Annotated in this window: 18 protein-coding genes and 2 pseudogenes; 11 read left to right on the top strand and 9 right to left on the bottom strand. The window is 67.2% G+C overall.

Annotated features, from left to right (window positions below; translation table 11 throughout):
* The first annotated feature begins 123 nt into the window (after nt 1-123).
* From AB8998_RS15190 to AB8998_RS15175, 4 genes are all read left to right on the top strand, one after another.
* Nucleotides 124-432 (top strand): hypothetical protein, encoded by a 309-nt coding sequence (locus tag AB8998_RS15190; RefSeq protein ID WP_369738645.1) that lies wholly within the window; start codon nt 124-126, stop codon nt 430-432.
* Nucleotides 433-500: 68 nt separating this feature from the next.
* Nucleotides 501-1,190: a hypothetical protein gene (locus AB8998_RS15185; protein ID WP_369738644.1), complete on the top strand. Its 690-nt coding sequence runs from the start codon at nt 501-503 to the stop codon at nt 1,188-1,190.
* A 142-nt stretch (nt 1,191-1,332) separates the two neighbouring features.
* On the top strand, nt 1,333-1,497 hold the full coding sequence (locus AB8998_RS15180) for a hypothetical protein (RefSeq protein ID WP_369738643.1): 165 nt from the start codon (nt 1,333-1,335) through the stop codon (nt 1,495-1,497).
* A 222-nt stretch (nt 1,498-1,719) separates the two neighbouring features.
* The gene (locus AB8998_RS15175) at nt 1,720-1,866 is read left to right on the top strand and encodes a hypothetical protein (protein ID WP_369738642.1); all 147 of its coding nucleotides are present in this window, start codon (nt 1,720-1,722) and stop codon (nt 1,864-1,866) included.
* Nucleotides 1,867-1,952: 86 nt separating this feature from the next.
* On the opposite strand, the gene AB8998_RS15170 is transcribed toward AB8998_RS15175, so the two are convergent.
* On the bottom strand, nt 1,953-2,870 hold the full coding sequence (locus AB8998_RS15170; RefSeq protein WP_369738641.1) for a universal stress protein: 918 nt from the start codon (nt 2,868-2,870) through the stop codon (nt 1,953-1,955).
* A 190-nt stretch (nt 2,871-3,060) separates the two neighbouring features.
* Here AB8998_RS15170 and AB8998_RS15165 point away from each other — a divergent pair.
* Nucleotides 3,061-4,846, top strand: a pseudogene (locus AB8998_RS15165) (IS1634 family transposase).
* A 268-nt stretch (nt 4,847-5,114) separates the two neighbouring features.
* On the opposite strand, the pseudogene AB8998_RS15160 reads toward AB8998_RS15165, so the two are convergent.
* Nucleotides 5,115-5,606: pseudogene (locus tag AB8998_RS15160) on the bottom strand (beta-ketoacyl synthase N-terminal-like domain-containing protein); the annotation flags it as partial.
* Between the two features lie 375 nt (nt 5,607-5,981).
* Here AB8998_RS15160 and AB8998_RS15155 point away from each other — a divergent pair.
* Entirely contained in the window at nt 5,982-6,587 is a 606-nt protein-coding gene (locus AB8998_RS15155; protein WP_369738640.1) for a PE family protein, read from the top strand.
* Nucleotides 6,588-6,800: 213 nt separating this feature from the next.
* Here AB8998_RS15155 and AB8998_RS15150 read toward each other — a convergent pair whose 3' ends face one another.
* The gene (locus AB8998_RS15150) at nt 6,801-8,180 is read right to left on the bottom strand and encodes a dihydrolipoyl dehydrogenase (protein ID WP_369738639.1); all 1,380 of its coding nucleotides are present in this window, start codon (nt 8,178-8,180) and stop codon (nt 6,801-6,803) included.
* A gap of 99 nt (nt 8,181-8,279) precedes the next feature.
* Nucleotides 8,280-9,554, bottom strand: coding sequence for an NAD(P)/FAD-dependent oxidoreductase (locus AB8998_RS15145; RefSeq protein WP_369738638.1), 1,275 nt, complete (start codon nt 9,552-9,554; stop codon nt 8,280-8,282).
* Nucleotides 9,555-9,998: 444 nt separating this feature from the next.
* Here AB8998_RS15145 and AB8998_RS15140 point away from each other — a divergent pair, with 444 nt between their 5' ends.
* Nucleotides 9,999-10,856: a 3-hydroxyacyl-CoA dehydrogenase gene (locus tag AB8998_RS15140; RefSeq protein ID WP_369738637.1), complete on the top strand. Its 858-nt coding sequence runs from the start codon at nt 9,999-10,001 to the stop codon at nt 10,854-10,856.
* Nucleotides 10,857-10,876: 20 nt separating this feature from the next.
* Complete coding sequence (locus AB8998_RS15135) at nt 10,877-12,640, top strand: oleate hydratase (protein WP_369741584.1); 1,764 nt, start codon at nt 10,877-10,879, stop codon at nt 12,638-12,640.
* A gap of 97 nt (nt 12,641-12,737) precedes the next feature.
* Here AB8998_RS15135 and AB8998_RS15130 read toward each other — a convergent pair whose 3' ends face one another.
* Nucleotides 12,738-13,919 carry an acyl-CoA dehydrogenase family protein gene (locus AB8998_RS15130; RefSeq protein ID WP_369738636.1) on the bottom strand — a complete coding sequence of 394 codons (1,182 nt, stop codon included), beginning with the start codon at nt 13,917-13,919 and terminating at the stop codon, nt 12,738-12,740.
* A 143-nt stretch (nt 13,920-14,062) separates the two neighbouring features.
* Here AB8998_RS15130 and AB8998_RS15125 point away from each other — a divergent pair, with 143 nt between their 5' ends.
* A complete protein-coding gene (locus tag AB8998_RS15125) occupies nt 14,063-14,452 on the top strand; it encodes an NYN domain-containing protein (RefSeq protein WP_369738635.1) in 390 nt (129 codons plus the stop codon).
* Complete coding sequence (locus AB8998_RS15120) at nt 14,449-15,390, top strand: NAD(P)H-dependent flavin oxidoreductase (protein WP_369738634.1); 942 nt, start codon at nt 14,449-14,451, stop codon at nt 15,388-15,390. The genes AB8998_RS15125 and AB8998_RS15120 overlap by 4 nt, the downstream gene beginning before the upstream one ends.
* A 24-nt stretch (nt 15,391-15,414) precedes the next feature.
* Here the strand turns inward: AB8998_RS15120 and tpx are convergent, their stop codons facing one another.
* Nucleotides 15,415-15,909 (bottom strand): thiol peroxidase, encoded by a 495-nt coding sequence (gene tpx, locus AB8998_RS15115; RefSeq protein ID WP_369738633.1) that lies wholly within the window; start codon nt 15,907-15,909, stop codon nt 15,415-15,417.
* Between the two features lie 62 nt (nt 15,910-15,971).
* A complete protein-coding gene (locus AB8998_RS15110; protein WP_369738632.1) occupies nt 15,972-16,448 on the bottom strand; it encodes a nuclear transport factor 2 family protein in 477 nt (158 codons plus the stop codon).
* A 58-nt stretch (nt 16,449-16,506) separates the two neighbouring features.
* Between AB8998_RS15110 and AB8998_RS15105 the strand changes: the two genes are divergently transcribed.
* Nucleotides 16,507-17,271, top strand: coding sequence for an SDR family oxidoreductase (locus tag AB8998_RS15105; RefSeq protein WP_369738631.1), 765 nt, complete (start codon nt 16,507-16,509; stop codon nt 17,269-17,271).
* Between the two features lie 7 nt (nt 17,272-17,278).
* Here AB8998_RS15105 and AB8998_RS15100 read toward each other — a convergent pair whose 3' ends face one another.
* Nucleotides 17,279-17,647 (bottom strand): SpoIIAA family protein, encoded by a 369-nt coding sequence (locus AB8998_RS15100; RefSeq protein WP_369738630.1) that lies wholly within the window; start codon nt 17,645-17,647, stop codon nt 17,279-17,281.
* A gap of 102 nt (nt 17,648-17,749) precedes the next feature.
* A complete protein-coding gene (locus AB8998_RS15095) occupies nt 17,750-18,421 on the bottom strand; it encodes a hypothetical protein (RefSeq protein ID WP_369738629.1) in 672 nt (223 codons plus the stop codon).
* Nucleotides 18,422-18,448: the final 27 nt, after the last annotated feature.

Genomic DNA, 18,448 nt, shown 5'->3' with positions numbered 1-18,448 from the left:
AGCGGCAACGCGCGGGCGTCGACAAAGATGGTTGCGCGGGCGATTTTCCCAAGCCGGACACGCACAATTTCGGCCGCGATGCTGTTGCACGCTTTGGCAACCGAGTGCGTACTGTTTGGGTTCATGGACGACCGCGACAAAGATCCGGCGGTGGTTTTGCCCTATCTTGTAGGCAGATCGCTTGCCGCCACCGAGGTCTACGAAGCATTCGGTTACCGCAAATCCGCGTACTACAAGGCGGCTCGTGAGGGCAGGCTCATCACGGCCGACAATCTGATCAGGGTCGCCACCTACTTCGGTTTGAACCCGGTCGACCTGCAGGTCCGCTACGGGTTGATCCCGCCGGAAGCGGTCACCGAATACGTCGATTCGGCGCCCCACCCGTCCCGACTGCGGGATCTGAGCCCGGACCCGCACAAGCCGTCGATCTGACGGCGGTTGGGCAAAACGGTCGGTCGCGAGCAATGAAGTGCGTGCTCATCCTCACGACACTGGCTGCCTTGGTATGGAGTCTGTGGATCCGCCGTCACACCTGGCGTTCCCGGTGGGAGGCGGGCGCGAGCCTCAACATCGCCCTGCAAGGCTGCGCGGTGTTGCTCATGTCGCCGTGCGCGTCGGCCCATCTGGGGCCGCCGCTCCACCACATTTTCCGGCGGTGGAACGTCGAAGACCTGTTCGCCCATCTCTGCCTGGTCGTCGCGGTCACGGCGATAATTCACCACGGTCTGGCCCGGCTCAACGGCGCCGAGCAGGTTCGCGGGCTTTTCCGCCGGCAGGTCGAGACGCCGGTGCGCATCGGTGTTCCGCTGCTGGTGGCGACGTTTGTCCTCGCCGACGAGAAATACCAGCCGGACCTGTTCGTGGCCCACGTCAGAACCTTCTGGTTCGGAGCCTACTGGCTGGTGCTCGGGACGATGCTGGTCTATCTGTTTCTCTACGCCGGCCGGGTGCTGCTGATCCTGCGGAGGGATCCCCGCTCCACGTCCACCGCCAACCTCTATCTGGCCTCGGCCGCCTTCGGTGTTGCCGCGACCGTGATCCAGGTGGCCACGGCCGAGGTCGGCGTCGACATCACCCTGCCGGTCTGGCTGTGCACATGCCTGGGCGCGATCGGTTTCGCATACGGTTCCGCGCGCTCGTGGCAGGCCAAGGTCGAATGGTTCGCGGTCGGCAGGAATCCTTCGCAGTAGCCAAAAGCCCGCCCGCGTCAGAACCCTTCCGGCGCAACAGGGGAATCCTATGGGAGGCTCTAACGCGGCGAAGCCGCGTGCCCGGGGGGGCGCCGCTCCCGACGGCGCCCCGTGGGACATCGGAGCGGCCCAACCGCGGTCGATGGAACTCGAAGCTCTCGGCGCTATCACGGGCAGCGATAGTGCACCCGGGCAGGCCGACCAGATGCGGCGAATGGCCGAACACATGGCCGCGATCCTGCCGCTCCTCGAGAACGCCCGCATTCACTTGCCGTGCAACGTCGTCCACGCCACGCGCGCCGGCTGATCCCCAGGAATCCGGGCAGGACGTGTTTAGGGCCGATGGTCCCTAGACCTCGCGGTTGTGCACACGCGATCATTCCATTCATGACCGAACGAGCCGACCCGCCCCGCGTGGGCGGCCGATGGTCCGGGATCTGGGGAGCCCGCTGACCGCCCCGCAGACCTAGTTACGTCGAACACGGCGGCACCCGATTCCGGGGCGCCCCAAACCGAGGAGGAGGTCCTCATGTCCCGTAGCGCCGGAGCCCGGTATGAGTGCGAGGAGTGCGGGGCAGTGCTCGTCTACGAGAAGCCCTGCCCGTGCACCTCGGAGAACGAGCACTCGGAGGTCTGCTGCGACAAGCCGATGAAACAGCTGGTGCAGGCCGGCTAGCTGCCGGACGCACGTCGGTCGACAAGACCAATCCCGCCGCCAGCTGAGCGGCCTGTCGATCCGGTGAAACGCGCCGTCCGGCAGGGTTATTCGGGACTCCGGGCGACGATGACCGGTATCCGCGCGGCATTGACGACCGCGCGGCCGACCGAGCCCAGCAGCATGCCGCTGAAGCCGCCGCGACCGTGGCTGCCGACGACCACGAGCTGGGCGGTCTCGGCCTGTTGGAGCAGCCGGGGTGCCGGTCGATCGCTGACGACGATCTTGCTGACCGCCACGTCCGGATAGCGTTGCTGCCATTCCGCCAACCGCTCGGCGAGTGCCTCCCCCTCGCGAACCTCGAAGTTCGCCCACTCGACGGGGGCCTGGCCGGGGCGCCCGAAGCCCAACGGGCCCATGTCGCTCCACGCGTGCAGAGCCACCAGCCCCACGCCGCGGCGGGACGCCTCGTCGAAGGCGATCTCGGTCGCCAGCTCCGAGGCCGGCGAGCCGTCGACGCCGACCACGACGGGGGCGTGCGAGCTGACGGTCGCCAGCGAGTCCTCGTCGTGGATGACCGCAACCGGGCACTTGGCGTGATAGACCAGGCCGGAGCTGACAGACCCGAGCACGGCGCGGGCCACCGCCGTCTGGCCACGGCAGCCCACCACCACCAGCTGGGCCGCCTTGGTCAGATCGATCAGGGTGGGCAGTATCGGGGCGTCGTAGAGCACGTCGCTGGTGATCTGGTAGGCGCCATGAGGCTGGGCCGCCTTGGCGGCCATCTTGTGCGCCTCCTCCAGGATCTGGTGCGCGTGCTGTTCCTGCCAGGACGAGTACTCGCCAGGTGGCGGCACCGGCGGCACGGGACCGAAGAATTCGGTGATCGCCGGGGCCACGTGCACCAGCCGCAAAGGCGCCTCGTGCAATGCGGCGTCTCGGGCCGCCCATTCGACGGCCGCCAACGACGACGGCGAGCCGTCGACAGCGACCAGAATCTCCGCGGACGCCTGTCGAGGTGACATCCGAGTCTCCCTTCGCGAGCGCATAGCCGAATCGGCGATGATGCTCGACCCTAGGCCGAAGTTACGACTGCTTTCGGGCGTTATCTGATTGTTGAACTGGGTAGATGGTTTTGAACCGGCGTAGATATGTAGTCAGAATATGCGGCGTGTCGCCTTCGCGGGAAGTTTGGAATGAAATATGATCGTTGTTATGCCGCGTCAGCAGGGCCGGGTTCACGTAGTCAGAGTCCGGAAGACGCACGTGGACAAGCAGGGCCAGCGCCGCCAGTACACGTCGGCCTACCTGCGGCGCACTTACCGAGACGGCGCTGCGGTGCGCAACGAGACCGTGGCCAACCTGTCGATGCTGCCGCCGGAGTCCGTCGACGCGATCGAGGCGACGCTGAAGGGTCAGACGCTGGTGCCGGCGGGCAGCGAATTCAGCATCGTGCGGTCGCTGCCGCATGGGCACGTGGCCGCGGTCGCGGCGGTAGCGCGCCAGCTGGGCCTGCCCGCGCTGCTGGGCCCGGCCGGGCGCAGACGCGATCTCGTCCTGGCGCTGATCGTCTCGCGGGTGATCCGGCCCGGCTCGAAACTATCCACGCTGGCGTGGTGGCCCGACACCACGTTGGCCACCGACCTGGGGGTGGCCGGCGCATCCACCGACGAGATCTACGCCGCGATGGACTGGCTGGCCGGCCGACAGGGGGCGATCGAGAAAAAGCTCGCGGCCAAACACCTCGCCCCGCAGGTGAATCCGGGCCGGATGGCACTGTTCGATTTGACCAGCGCATGGGTGACCGGCCGGTGTTGCGAGCTGGCCGCGCGCGGCTACTCCCGCGACGGCAAGAAAGGCTGCGAGCAGATCGAGTACGGGGTGCTCACCGATCCGGCCGGGCGCCCGGTCGCGGTGCGGGTGTTCAAAGGCAACACCGCCGACCCGGATGCCTTCACTGAGATCGTCACCGTCATCCGCAACGAGCTGGGCATCCAGCGGTTGGTGTTGGTGGGCGATCGCGGCATGGTCACCTCTGCGCGCATCGACGCGCTGCGCAAGCTCAACGACGACCCCGACACCGCCACCGATTTCGGGTGGATCACCGCGCTGCGCGCCCCGGCGATCGCCAAACTGGCCGCCGACGACGGCCCGCTGCAGATGAGCCTTTTCGACACCCAGGACCTGGCCGAGATCACCCATCCCGACTACCCCGGCGAACGGCTGATCGCCTGCCGCAACCCCGCGCTGGCCGCCGAACGCGCCCGCAAACGCAGCGACCTGCTCAACGCGACCGAGAAACTACTCGCCGCGATCGCCGACCGGGTCAACCGCGGCACCCTGCGCGGGGCCGGCAAGATCGGCGAAGTGGTCGGCGCGGCCATCGGGAAGTACAAGATGGGCAAGCACTTTCACCGCGACATCACCGACACCAGCTTCACCTACCGCCGCGACCAGGCCCGCATCGAGGCCGAAGCCGCCCTCGACGGCATCTACGTGCTGCGCACCAGCGTCGACGCCGAGGACCTTCGACCCCGGCGCGGTGGTGCAAAGCTACAAGAACCTCGCCAACGTCGAGCGCGACTTTCGCATCATCAAAACCGACGATCTGGACCTGCGGCCCATCCACCACCGTCTCGAGGACCGCGTCAAAGCCCACGTGCTGATCTGCCTGCTCGCCTGCTACCTCATCTGGCACCTGCGCAAAACCTGGGCGCCAATGACATTCACCGACGAGCACCCACCCCAGCGGGATAACCCGGTCGCGCCCGCACAGCGCTCACCCCACGCCGATGCCAAAGCCACCCGCAAGCACGACACCCACGGCAACCCGCTGCGCAGCTTCCGTGGACTGCTCGACCACCTGGCCACATTGACCCGCAACCAGGTCCGCTACCCCGGCGCTAACACCGAAGTCCCCATACTGGCCGAACCCACCCCCGACCAACGCCGCGCCTTCGACCTGCTCAACACCCCGATCCCGCTCACCATCACCGCGTAGCCAGAACAACCACCCCCCAAACCAAACAAATCCCCAGCTCAGCCCAGGTATTCACCCATTTCAGCTACAGTAACTTCGGCCTAGGCGGCCGGACGCGCAGCGTCAGGAGGCCTTGGTCCCTATCTCGAGGGCATTACTGCCTCGCGCGTGGCTCGCCCGCGGCCGGGTGAAGGTGAAGTGGACCGGGCGCCGGGACAGTACCGGCCGAAGGCGAGCGCGACGTTGTGTCCGGCGAACCCGAGTTGTTGATGGCGTAGTCGTATCTGCCGGGCCGGGGTTTGCCGGCCCTGGCGTGGCGCTCCAGCCCGATCGCCGCCGCTGCGGCGTTGGGCATGTACTTGTGTACGACCAACGGTGACACCGCCCCGGCCCCGCAGGCCCGCATGTCGTCTTAGCTGAAGACCAGTTCCTCACCCGAGCCGAGGCCGGTGCCGATGGAGACCATCAACCGGTCGGGGTCGACCATCGGGATGGCCCGCGTTGTCCCGTACCCGCCGCCTGACCACGGTGGACATGCGTTGCAGGTAGCTCATGCGGCGCATCTCGGGGAGGGTCAGCTCGAAACCTCGAGGAGATGCCCGCCGATGCGCACCGGCAGTTCGAACTCCTCGACGAACGCGTCATCGAGCGTGCGGATGCCGCTTTGGCTGTCGAGCAGGCACTGCGATGTCGTCTCGGCATCGGTCCCCAGCGCGGTCGTCATGGCGATGCCCGTGACCACCGCGTCGGGAAACCCGTTTCCCGTAGCCAACGGTCTCATCGGTGTCGTCGGGCCTTTCTAGGGTGCCTCGGGGGGTGAAGAAACGCTGCGGCGCACGCGCGGCCCCGCAGCCATCGAAGCACGCGCCCGCGGCCCGTCGGTAGCGGCGTACCGGGGGTGTGCCGACGCCAAAAGGCCAGGACGCCAGGCCCTTTTCGGCAATGCCATCGGCTGCGCAGAGCCGTGAACTCTTCGTTTTCTGGCTGACGGTTCGCCTCGACGATTCGCGAACTGTCGCGGGGTTTCGGGCCGCGAAAAGCGTCGGGAGCACCCCGGCGGGGCCACTAGGATCAGTTGTGTCGCCGACGAATCCGGGCCTGCCGGCGAACGGCGTGTGGCCGCGGACGAGCTCACGGGAGCACTACGCACATGGAGATGTCCATTGATCCGGCCGCCGCCGCCATCGGGGCGAAACTGATCGAGGTGGCCGCCCGCGGGCTGGGGTCCGGCGCCATCGCGTTACCGGCCGTTGCCGGATTGGCGCCCGCCGGGGCCGAAGAGGTCTCCCTGCAGGCGGCGGCGAGCTTCGCGGCCGAGGGTGAGGCGATGCTGGCGTTGACCAGCGCGGCCCAGGAGGAGCTCGCGCGAGCGGGGGCGGCATTGATGGACATCGCCCGCGTCTATTCAGAGGCCGACGACGCGGCGGCGGGCTTGATTCGCTCGGCGACGCTGCCCGGCGCGGCCGGGTCGGCGGCCCGCACCCCGCTGTTGGCCAACCTGCTCGACGGGGTCGCGGCGGTGAACCCGTCGGCGATGGTGCCGGCCGCGGGGACCGTGGCGTCGGCGCTGCTGGCCGCGGCGGGCGCCGCATCGACGGTCCTGGGTGTTGCCACCGGGCCACCGAGCGCGATCAGCTCGTTCTCCCAGGGCGCGTCGGCAGGCGGTGCCGCCGGGCCGGCGCTGGCGTCGGCGGTGGTCGAGAACGACGATCAGTCCGGGCCGGACGGTACCGGCGAACAGTCCGGTGGGGCCCTGATCTGATTGCGACCGCGGCCCGGCGTTTTGCTGTGCCGGCCGAGCGGCACGCCCATCCCGGCACGAGTACCAAATGCTGATCGGCAGCACCCCGTGGCGGCGTTAAGCGAGCGACGGCTTTTTCCGCCACCAGGTTGGGCGTGCCCAGCGGTGCAGCGGGTCGGTGCCGGGACACACCAACGGCGCCGGCGCATTGCGGGCCTGCTGGCGTCCCACGCCTTAAAACAGGCTTCGGGCCGCCCGGGAGATTCCTTCGGCGCTCATCGGGTGCTGGTCGGCGAAGGCTGCGAGGTCTCGGGCGTCCAGTCCGCGCGAGACTGCGAGCCCGATCTGGCCGATGAGGTTGCCTGCGTCGATTCCGACGACCCAACCGCCCACCAGCCGCAGTGAACCCGTTTGGAAGAACAGCCGGATCTCGCCCTGGGTTTCGCCGAAGATCTGTGCCCGGCTGTCCTCGGCAAATGAGTAGGCACTCTCTTCGATCGAGATTCCCGCTGCCGCCGCAGATGCGCGGGTCAGACCGACGTAGGCGGCGGCGGGAAGCGTGAAGACCGTTGTGGGAGTTGACAGAAAGTCCACGGCGTCGGCGTGGTGATCACCTGCCAGGATGTTCGCCGCGGCGGCCACGGACTGGCGGACCGCGGCGTGAAAGAGAGGAGTTCTCCCGTTGACGTCGCCGCAGGCGTAGATGTGGCGCAGATTGGTTTGCAGGGTGGGATCGGCCTGCACGCCGTGGGCGCCGATCGTAACACCGATCTCGCGCAGGCCCGCGGGAATCACCGGGTGGCGGCCGAGCGCCTGAAACGCTTGCTGCGCCGACCTGTGCTGTTCCGCGGTTCCGTCGAAGAACACCACCCGAACGCCCTGCGAGGTTGGTTCGACCCGCCGGACTTCGGCCTGCAGGATGATGTCGATATTCGGATCCAAAAGCGGAACCAGCTGCGCGACCATGTCGGGATCCATACCGGGCAGTAGCTGTGCTTCCCTTTCGAACACGGTCACCCGACAGCCAAAAGCCGAAAAAAACGACGCCGTCTCCAATCCCACGTAACCGCCGCCGATCACCAGCATGGAGGACGGCAGCGTCGACAGGGACGGGTGCAGTGCATACAGATCCCGGCTGCTGAGGCAGTGCTCCAGGCCGGGGATCGGTGGAACGGAAATGTCGGAGCCGCTGGCGACGATGATATTGCGCGCAGTGAATCGACGTAGCCCCTCCGGGGTGTCCACCGCCACCGTGTGCGGATCTTCGATGCGGGCGGTTCCCGTGAGCAGGGCGACATTGGGTGCTGCCCGCAACTCCGCATCGTGCTGCTCGTAGCGACGGGTCTGCACCTGGTCCTTGTGGGCGACCACCTCGGAGTAGTCGACGGAGACGTCCCCGTGCAGCCCACTTTTTTGAAAGCGTCGGTGCCGCAGGAGGTGATGGGCGATCTCGCGCACCGCTTTGGACGGCACACAGCCCTCGGCCAGGCAATTTCCGCTCATCACCCCCTTGGGATCGACCATCACGACCCGGCGTCCCGCAGCTGCCAGCCGGAACGCCGCGGGGTAGCCACCGCCGCCCGCACCGATCGTGAGCACATCGACGTTATCCATCCGAAAATTCTCCCTCCTTCAGCACCTTCGGCACCGAACAAACGGGCCATGCGGTAGCAGCCTGGATCGCCTGGGCTTCTGATCTGGGTCCGGTCCCTCCTATTCGCCCGGAAAGTGGTCCATCAGCAAGTGAGTGGCCGGCACGCCGAACGCCGGGGGCTTCCCTCCGGTGCGGAAGTACATCTCTTTGAACGCCAGCTTCATCGCGTAGGGAGCGTGGCCCATTTTGAATACGGAGGTGTGGCCGCCGAACCAGGTGTTCGAGTAGATATAGAAGCCTTGGTGCGCACCGATGTCGCCGAAGCAGAGAATTTCGGGCTGGTAGTCCGGCCCGGCGTCGTCGGGGGCCAGTACGCCGACGTCGATGGCGATCTGACGGGCCACGATCTCTGCTTGCTGGTGTCCCAGGCCTCCCAGCTTGGGCACCGTGAGTGCCGCCGCGTCGCCGACGGCGAATAGCTCGCGATGCTCGGGGTTGCGCATCCGGCGGTCGGTGAGCACGAAACCCATCTCGTCGGTGACCGGCAGATCCTTCAAGAACGGGTGCGGCACCCAGTCCGGCAGGACGATCTTGATCTCTGCCTCCAGGCTCGCGCCGTTGCGGAATTCTATCCCGTCGGCGGTAAGACGCACGACGTCGTCGGTCTTGTTCAGATAGCCGAATCCGCGTTCGGCCGCCATCTTCAAAAATCCGGCGACGATCTGTTCGCCGGCATCCTCGGCGATCATCCCCGCGGGGGTGAACAGCGTGATGCGATGCGCGTCGCCCAGATGGTGTTCCCCGAGCCAGTGCGCCATCGCCAGCGCGAGCTCCAGAGGCGGTCCCTCACAGGCGGCGAGCCCGACGGGCAGCCAGTCCGGTTTGCCCTGCAGTCCCTGATGGAACCGGGCCGAGCCGATGGCGATCGGCCCGCCCTTGTACGCCGCGAGACGGCGACGCAGCTTGTTGCCGTAGTAGCCGCTGGAGACCGTGTCACCGTGTTCCCCGAAGCCTTCGATCTGGTCGTAGGCCAGACGGTTCCCGAGCGCGATCACCAGGTAGTCGTAGCCGAGCACCTCGGTCGCCGCGCCCGGACGGTCGCTCGGGACCACGTGTACGCGCCGGGCATCGGGGTCGATGGCGATCACCTCCGCGTTCAGGAAGGTGTTGCCGTCGCGGTCGTGGATCTTGGGTGTTTCCAGTAGCATCGATTCGAGGGGATCGCGGTCGGCGAGCACCTCCATCTGGATGTTCGGCACGAACGTCAGATAGGGGTTGCGGTCGACGACGGCGAGATCGACGGCCTCACCGGCGTGCTCACGAATGAATCGCGCGGTGGTCAGCCCGGCAAAGCTGCTCCCCAGTACCAGGACCCGCGGTTTGGCCTCGGTCATCGCGGTCGCTCCCTTCCCTCATCGATTGCGTCACGCGTACCCGCCGCATGGCCGGCAGTCGAAGACGGGGTTCGCGGATACCGGCGATAATTCCTGGATTCGTTGTTGCGCTGGTTATCTCGATATCCCGTAACCGGAAACCATGGCATCCATGTGTCACGTTAACATCCCGGGGATGCGTACTCAGGAGGCTTTAGTCCCGGGCGTTCGGGGCTAAACGGCCCTTCCGATCCGGAATCGGCATCGAAACTGAAAACCGATGCCTAACATCGATCGGCCTCCCAGTCGGTCCGGGTCTTTGGGCCCTATGAATGGCCTCGCCCCGGTGTTTCGATCGGTCTGAGCGTTCACGCAGTCCGGACGCCGAACAACGCTTGACCTGAAAAAGACTGGTGTGCAAGCCATCACAATCGCCAGCGTCACCGTCGTCGAACGGAGCAAATCATGAGCACCCGCATCCGCAACGTGACAGTCCTGGGCGCCGGCGTCCTCGGCTCGCAGATCGCCTTCCAGTCGGCCTTCAAGGGCTTCGCCGTCGTCTCCTACGACATCAACGCCGACGCGCTGGAAGCCGCCACAAAACGCTACGACACCCTGGTGACTACTTACACCGAGGAGGTTCCCGACGCCAGGGACGGAGCGGCGGCCGCGGCGCTGGATCGGATCACCTTGACCTCGGATCTCGCCGAAGCCGCGGAAAACGCCGACCTGATCATCGAGGCGGTTCCCGAGGTCCTCGCACTGAAACGGGAAACGTACACAAAGCTCGCCGCGCTGGCACCGCCGAAGACGATCTTCGCCACCAATTCCTCGACGCTGCTGCCCAGCGACCTCAAAGATGCCACGGGTCGTCCCGACCGATTCCTGGCGCTGCACTTCGCCAACCGGGTCTGGCAGTTCAACACCGCCGAGATCATGGGCACGGCCGATACCGACCCCAAGGTCTTTGCCGAGGTCGTCGAATTCGCCAAAGCCATTGGCATGGTGCCCATTGCATTGCACAAAGAGAAAGCGGGGTATGTGCTCAACTCGCTGCTGGTGCCGTTCTTGAACGCCGCGGCCGGGCTGGCCTTCGGCGGCTATGCCGACCCGCCGGACGTCGACAGCACCTGGCGCATCGCCACCGGCGCGCCGCTGGGCCCGTTCCAGATGCTCGACATCATCGGCCTCAACACTCCCTACAACATCATGGTCCACGGGGATGCCGAATCTCAGGAGATCGCCGCCTGGCTCAAGGAAAACTACATCGACAAGGGCAAGCTTGGCCTGGCCACCGGCGAGGGCTTCTACACCTACCAGTGATGGACCGGAGGGAAAACGTCGTGTATTACAGCAGCGGTAACTATGAGGCTTTCGCCCGCCCCCGCAAACCCGAGGGCGTTGACGACAAGAGCGCCTGGCTGGTCGGCGCCGGCCTGGCGTCGATGTCGGCGGCGGCGTTCATGATCCGCGACGGCCGGTTTCCCGGCACCAAGATCACCATTCTGGAACGACTCGGGCTGCCCGGCGGGGCGCTCGACGGCATCAAAGAGCCTAAGCGGGGCTTCATCATTCGCGGCGGCCGCGAGATGGAGGACCACTTCGAATGTCTGTGGGACCTGTTTCGCTCCGTGCCGTCCATCGAGATCGAGGGCGCCAGCGTCCTCGACGAGTTCTACTGGCTGAACAAGGACGACCCGAACTACAGCCTGTGCCGCGCCACGGTCAACCGCGGCCAGGATGCGCACACCGACGGTTTGTTCGCTCTGAACGCCAAGGCGCAGAAGGAGATCGTCAAGGTCTTCCTCGCCTCGCGCGCCGAGATGGAGAACAAACGCATCGACGAGGTGTTCGGCCGCGACTTCCTCGACAGCAATTTCTGGCTGTACTGGCGCACGATGTTCGCGTTCGAGGAGTGGCACAGCGCGCTGGAGATGAAGCTCTACATTCACCGGTTCATTCACCACGTCGGTGGACTGCCCGACCTGTCGACGCTGAAGTTCACCAAGTACAACCAGTACGAATCGCTGGTCCTGCCGCTCTACCGGTGGCTGCTCGATCAGGGTGTGACGTTTCACTTCGACACCGAAGTCACCGACATCGACTTCGACATCAACACAGACCGCAAGCAGGCCACCAGAATTCACTGGATACGCGACGGTGGGCCCGGCGGGGTTGACCTCGGACCCGACGATCTGGTGTTGACCACCATCGGCTCGCTGACCGAAAACTCCGACAATGGCGACCACCACACCCCCGCCGTGCTCAACACCGGCCCGGCCCCGGCATGGGATCTGTGGCGGCGTATCGCGGCCAAGGATTCCTGCTTCGGGCGCCCGGACGTGTTCGGCGGTCACATCCCGGAAACCAAATGGGAATCGGCCACCGTCACCACGTTGGATCGGCGGATCCCGGAATACATTCAAAAGATCTGCAAGCGGGATCCTTTCAGCGGCAAGGTCGTCACCGGCGGGATCGTGACGGCAAGAGACTCCGCATGGTTGCTGAGCTGGACGGTCAACCGTCAGCCCCATTTCAAGCAGCAGCCACCCGATCAGATCGTGGTGTGGCTGTATGGACTGTTCGTCGACGTGCCGGGCGACTACGTCGATAAACCGATGCAGGATTGCACCGGGGAGGAGATCACCCGGGAATGGCTCTACCACCTGGGCGTCCCCGAGGGGGAGACTCCCGAGCTGGCTGCCAAAGGCGCCAGGACGGTGCCGGTGATGATGCCCTACGTCACCGCGTTCTTCATGCCCCGCGCGGCCGGTGACCGCCCAGACGTCGTTCCCGAGGGGGCCGTGAACTTCGCGTTCATCGGCCAGTTCGCCGAGACGACCCGCGATTGCATCTTCACGACCGAATACTCGGTGCGCACGGGCATGGAGGCCGCCTATCGGCTGCTCGGCATTGACCGCGGCGTGCCGGACGTGTTCGATTCGACCTACGACATCCGCAGCCTCCTGGCCGCCGCCGTGCACCTGCGCGACGGCAAGGAGGTCGACATCCCCATCCCGGAGATCCTGCGTCAACGCCTCGTCGACAAGATGAGCCGCAACGAAATCGGCGAGCTGCTCGTCGAATACGGCTTGATCAAAGGCTGATTCATCTCGATGCGCGCATTCGTTTTGCAGGATCCGGCGGGTGCAGGCGCGCGCCTTGCCGGTCCGGCATCGGGTTCAGGCCGGGGCGCCCAACGGGTCAGAGCCCGGGCTGGTCGTCGATGATGCCGAGCCAGATCTGTGCGGCGTCGATGGCGACCTTCTCGCTGATGAAGGCGTGCTGCGTCCCGGTGTAGACGTCGCGGAACGCGCGCTCGAGGCGGCTGCCCTCGCGGATCGCGCTGGTCCCGGCCACCAGATGCGCCCACTCGGCGCAACCGCGGGCCGTGTCGGTGGCGTAGACGGCGGCCACCCGCATGTCGGCCCGCAAGGCCGGTGTCAGCTCGTCACCGGCCGCCACCGCGGCTTCGGCGGTGGTGAATGCGTCGAGCACCAGCAGGCGCGCGGCACGCCAGGCCGCACGATGGTGCGCGAGGCCTTTCTGGAAAGTCGGGCGGCTGGCCAGCGACGCCATGTCGCTCATCCGGAATTTCGTCGCCGCCAGTTCCTGGACGTCGTCGAGCATGCTCTTGGCGATGCCTAGTGCCCAGGACGCGTGGCCCGCGGCGGTGACGGGCATCAGCCCCATGCGCGTGGCCGGCGAGGTGCCGCGGTGGGGCCGGCGGGTGAACAGTTCGAAGGTGCGGCTCGCGGGCACGAACACCTCCTGGACGCTGTAGTCGTAGGATCCGGTGCCCTTGAGCCCCTGCACATGCCAGCCGTCGTTGAAGCTGATCTGCTCGCGCGGCACCACGGCGACCCGCATCTCGGGAAAACCCTCCGCGGCCCAGCGCATTTCGCCGTTGTCCATCGGGAAGAACCCCGCGGCGACGTACTGCGAGTGTCCGGTCCCCGAGCCGAAGCTCCACGACCCGCTCAACACGTACCCGCCGTCCACGGCGTTCCCCTGGCCGTTCGGGAAGAACTGGCCTCCGAGGGTGACGCGGTTGTCGTTGGCCGTGAAGACCTCGGCGAAGCCCTCGTCGGGCAGGTAGGCCGCCGCGGCGAACGACGATGGCAGATTGGCGATCCCGATCCACCCGAACGAGCCGTCCTGCCAAGCCATCTCGATCCACGTCTCGATCATCTCGGCGAACGACGGTTCGATACCGCCGGCCGCGACCGGGTTGAACGCGGACATCAGCCCGCTGGCCCACATCCGCTCGACGATCGCCGGGGCAAGGGTGCGCATCCGCTCGGACTCGGCGGCCTTGCCCGCCACCAGATCCCGCATGCCGCGCGCCAGCGAAACGACCCGGTCGGTGTCGGCTATCGAGGTCATCGGCCCAATCCCATCGTCGATGACGCCAGTCGTCGTGCGCCGGCATCAAGGAAACGCTGATACCGGTGCACCGTACCAACCAGGCGCCTGATCACCCGGGCAAATGCGTCGCGGAATATCGGTGTCGGCCCTACGGTAAGTGCGTGCGGTGGATCGTCGACGGAATGAACGTGATCGGGAGCCGCCCGGACGGGTGGTGGAAGGACCGCGGCCGCGCCATGGTGGCGCTGGTGGACAGCCTCGACCGGTGGGCGTCGAGCCGGAACGAGGACGTGACCGTGGTGTTCGAGCGGCCGCCGGCCACGGCGATCGCCGCGTCGGTGGTCCAGGTCGCGCATGCGCCGCGGGCGGCGGCCAACTCGGCCGACGACGAGATCGTGCGGCTGGTGGGGGCCGACGCGCGACCGGACGGCATCCGGGTGGTCACCTCGGACAGGGAGCTGGCCGGCCGGGTCACCCGCCTGGGCGCCTGGGCCTATCCCGCGGAACGCTTCCGCGACCTCATCGACGGACGGGAGCCGCGCGGCTCGTGAACACCACCAACCGGGTCTGCGAGCTCGCGCGGATCGACATCCCGATCCTGCAGGCCCCGATGACCTACATCGCCGGCGCCCGGCTGGCCGCCGCGGTATCGAACGCCGGCGCGCTGGGCGTCATCGAGACCACCTCCGAGCAGGGCCGTGCCGATCTGCACCGGGTGCGTGCCCTGACCGAGCGTGCGGTGGGCGCCAACATCGCGCTGCTGATGAATCGCGACCCGGCCGTGGTCGACCTGCTCGTCGCCAACGGCATTCGCTTCGTCACCACCTCGGCCGGGGACCCGTCGCTGTTCACCGCCCGGCTCCACGATGTGGGCATCACCGTATTCCATGTGGTGGGCACGCTGGCCGCGGCGAAGAAGGCCGTCGACGCTGGGGTGGACGGTCTGGTGGTCGAGGGTGTCGAGGGGGGCGGGTTCAAGAACCGGTTCGGCGCGTCGACCATGGTGCTGCTGCCGTTGGTGGCCGCTCACGTCGAGGTGCCGATCGTGGCGGCCGGGGGCATCTGCGATGCGCGGTCGATGGCGGCCGCGTTTGTGCTGGGCGCCGAGGCCGTGCAGATGGGCACCAGGCTGCTCGCCTCGTCCGACTCGCCGGTACACGGCAACCTCAAGCGGGCAGTGCTGGACGCCGACGAGACGGCCACCGTGCTGCTGCCCCTCGACGGCAAGCGGATGATGCGCGTCATCCGCACGGCGGCCGCCGACAGCCTCGACGCCGCAACATCTCCCGCCGAAGGCGCGGCGGCACTGCAACGCGTCCAGCGGCTCTACTTCGACGGCGACATGGACGCCAGCGTCGCCAACACCGGTCAGGTCGCCGGGCGCATCGACGACATCGCACCGGCCGCCGAGATCATCGAACGGACGTGGGCGGGGTGCCGCGCGGTGCTGGCGGCCACGGCGGAGCGGCTCGGGCCGGCCGAAGGCTGAGCCGGTCCGCGATGCGCCGGGCGGTCAGCCCGCCGCCGCGAGCGCGGCGTCGTAGTCGGGCTCCTGGCCGATCTCGGGCACCAGTTCGGTGTAGGCGATGTTGCCGTCGGCGCCGACCACGACGACGGCCCGGGCCAGCAGGCCGGCCATCGGCCCGTCGGTGATGGTGACGCCGTAATCTTCGCCGAAGCTGTCCCGGAACGCCGATGCCGTCTTGACGTTCTCGATGCCCTCCGCGCCGCAGAACCGCGAGAACGCGAACGGCAGGTCCTTCGACACGCACACCACGGCGGCCCCGCCGGAGGCGGCGCGCTCGTTGAACTTCCGCACGCTCGTCGCGCACACCGGGGTGTCGACGGACGGAAAGATGTTCAGCACCACGGGCTTACCGCGGAACTGCTCGCTGGTGACCGGCCCCAGGTCGCCGCCGGTCAGGTTGAAGGTCGGGGCCGGGGACCCGACGGCGGGCAGCTCGCCGATGGTGTTGATCGCGTTTCCGCGCAAGGTTATCTGTGCCATGGGCACAGTCTGCCAAGCCCGGCCGGACGCCCCGGGGTCAGGGCTTGGATAGCCACATCCGGTCAGGCGCCGGGCTGCAGGATCTCGGTCGAGGCCAACTGGCCGCCGGCCTGCATCCACGCGGCGATCACCCCGGGCGCGTCACGATTGGGGTTGTAGATGTCCTCCTCACTGGAGAACAGGCCGCCGCCGGCGTAGACGAGGCGGGTCCAGTTCGGGAACCAGAACGGCTCCCCCTGCGGGTCCGTGGGGTGGTCGAGCAGATTCTTGATCATGACGACGACGGCGTCGTTGTCCTCGTCGTAGGCGACCCAGCCGTTGGGAAAGCGCATATGCGGGAACGGGGCCATCACCGCGACGATCCAGTCCCGGACCGCCTCCCGTCCGCGGAACACCCCATACTGGTGTTCGGTGTAGACGACGTCTTCGGTGAAAAGGTCGGCAAAGGGACGCCAGTCACCCGACGAGCTGCACCCTTCGACGACGGTCGTGTAGTGCCGGACGGCCCGCTCGACTTCGGCCCTGCTGAATTCGCCCACGGCGGACAGACTAGAACGTGTTTCGGTGACCGGGCACTCGTTGGAACGGGGAGATCGCATGAACGTGTTGGACTTGTTCGACCTGCGGGGCAAGACGGCTCTGGTGACCGGCGCATCCAGCGGTATCGGTAAACACGTGGCGCTGGCCTATCTGCAGGCCGGCGCCCGGGTGGCCGTCGCGGCAAGGCACCCCGAACCGTTGGAGAGGGTGGCCGCCGACCTCGCCGGTGCCGGCGAGGTCGTGGCCGTCCCGTGCGACGTGACCCGGCCGGATCAGGTGACCGCGATGCTGGACCGGGTCACCGCGGAGTTGGGCGGCGTCGACATCGCGGTCTGCAATGCCGGCATCGTCTCGGTGCAGGCGCTGCTGGACATGGCGCCGGAGGAGTTCCAGCGCATCCAGGACACCAACGTGACCGGCGTGTTCCTCACGGCCCAGGCGGCGGCGCGCGCGATGGTCCGCCAGGGCCGCGGCGGAGTCATCATCACCACCGCCTCGATGTCGGGCCACATCATCAACGTTCCGCAGTCGGTGGGCCACTACTGCACCTCCAAGGCCGCCGTCATCCATCTGACCAAGGCCATGGCCGTCGAGTTGGCTCCACACAACATCCGGGTGAACAGCGTCAGCCCCGGCTACATCCGCACCGAACTCGTCGAGCCGCTGGCCGAGTACCACCGGCAGTGGGAACCGAAGATACCGCTCGGCCGCATGGGCCGCCCCGACGAGCTCACCGGCCTCTACCTGTACCTGGCCAGCGAGGCGTCCAGCTACATGACCGGCTCCGACGTCGTGATCGACGGTGGCTACACCTGCCCGTGAGTGTCGGTCAGGAGCCCTTGCCGATCCACTGCCGCGCCTGCTCCACCTGCCCGCCCGGGAAGTGCCGGATCTCGGCCGACACGAAGTGAGAGGTCAGGTGCTCGGCCACATCGCCCAGGGGCGAGTCGGTGACCACCGCGATCTTCTTGACGTGCTTGTGGTGGTCGCGCACGAAGCGGAAGTGGGTCACCATCGAGCCGAAACTGTCCCATCCCGGGAACGACGAGGCGCTGATGATGAGGCCGGCGAGGTCGCCGTGAGCCTCGATCTGCGGGTCGACGGCGTTGGCGAGTTCGACGAAATCCGCCTTGTCGAGGGCGGACTTAGGTCGCACCTCCAGGATGGAATGCTCGGTGTCCAAGTCGTATTCGATCATCGTGTGCTCCTGTGGGATCGTGGGGCGCTGCCACTATGATGGCGGGGACCGGCCTGCGCGGATAAGGGCCCAATGGCATCGGTCGGCGGCGCAGAGTGCCCTTCACCCCTCCAGCTGACCGGCGATCCCCCGCTCGATACCGGCCTGCGTCGAGGTCGGCAGCACGATGAGGCCGTCGAGTTCCCTGCCGGCCCGTTCGTAGGCGTTCTGCCGCTCCTGCGGCGACGCGGCCCGGTCCGAGGCGACCCGCAGCAGGTTCTGGGCACGCGCGATGCGTTGCTGGTCGGCCCGGGAGAAGTCGTTGCGGCGTCGCCGCTTCGCCTCGGCCTCGGCGACCTGGAACGCGGTCACGTAGTCCTCGACGGCGCCCCGGTACCGCGCGGCGGCCTCCGGGTCGTCGAGCAGGTCCTCGGCTTTGACCGGACGCAGCAGGTCGGCACGGAGTTTGGCCTTGTGGAACTCGACGGTGAGCGGGTCGCGCATGTCGGTCATGACCGGGAAGTTCAGCAGCTTCGCGACGTCGAGTTCGTAGTCGAGCCAACGGGTGTCGGTGCGGGTGTGCTCGTCGATGACGCGCCGCAGCATCCGCCACTGCGCGGCCCGGTCGGTGCCAGCGGCGGGGCGGGCCGGCGCATCCGGATCGCCCCGGGTTTCGTCCCGCGGGGCTTCGGTGTGCTGCCTGTTGGCTGTGAACGCCTTCACCGCGGCGACGACCACGCCCGCCAGCGGCAGGATCACGATCAGCAGCTCCGCCAGCCGGAAAATGAGACCCACCCGGCCAGGATGCCATCTCCGGGCTCC

Source organism: Mycobacterium sp. HUMS_12744610, from assembly GCF_041206865.1.
In the GTDB taxonomy this organism is placed as follows: domain Bacteria; phylum Actinomycetota; class Actinomycetes; order Mycobacteriales; family Mycobacteriaceae; genus Mycobacterium; species Mycobacterium servetii.
Note: the sequence above shows the minus strand (reverse complement) of the source record. Positions and strands in the feature narration are given on the sequence as shown.

Excerpts from the sequence above, each read along its gene's own strand:
- AB8998_RS15140 (WP_369738637.1), top strand. The coding sequence starts at position 9,999 with ATGAGCACCCGCATCCGCAACGTGACAGTCCTGGGCGCCGGCGTCCTC.
- AB8998_RS15130 (WP_369738636.1), bottom strand. The coding sequence starts at position 13,919 with ATGACCTCGATAGCCGACACCGACCGGGTCGTTTCGCTGGCGCGCGGC.
- AB8998_RS15150 (WP_369738639.1), bottom strand. The coding sequence starts at position 8,180 with ATGGATAACGTCGATGTGCTCACGATCGGTGCGGGCGGCGGTGGCTAC.
- AB8998_RS15170 (WP_369738641.1), bottom strand. The coding sequence starts at position 2,870 with ATGTCACCTCGACAGGCGTCCGCGGAGATTCTGGTCGCTGTCGACGGC.
- tpx (WP_369738633.1), bottom strand. The coding sequence starts at position 15,909 with ATGGCACAGATAACCTTGCGCGGAAACGCGATCAACACCATCGGCGAG.
- AB8998_RS15105 (WP_369738631.1), top strand. The coding sequence starts at position 16,507 with ATGAACGTGTTGGACTTGTTCGACCTGCGGGGCAAGACGGCTCTGGTG.
- AB8998_RS15145 (WP_369738638.1), bottom strand. The coding sequence starts at position 9,554 with ATGACCGAGGCCAAACCGCGGGTCCTGGTACTGGGGAGCAGCTTTGCC.
- AB8998_RS15180 (WP_369738643.1), top strand. The coding sequence starts at position 1,333 with ATGGAACTCGAAGCTCTCGGCGCTATCACGGGCAGCGATAGTGCACCC.
- AB8998_RS15175 (WP_369738642.1), top strand. The coding sequence starts at position 1,720 with ATGTCCCGTAGCGCCGGAGCCCGGTATGAGTGCGAGGAGTGCGGGGCA.
- AB8998_RS15190 (WP_369738645.1), top strand. The coding sequence starts at position 124 with ATGGACGACCGCGACAAAGATCCGGCGGTGGTTTTGCCCTATCTTGTA.
- AB8998_RS15155 (WP_369738640.1), top strand. The coding sequence starts at position 5,982 with ATGTCCATTGATCCGGCCGCCGCCGCCATCGGGGCGAAACTGATCGAG.
- AB8998_RS15100 (WP_369738630.1), bottom strand. The coding sequence starts at position 17,647 with ATGATCGAATACGACTTGGACACCGAGCATTCCATCCTGGAGGTGCGA.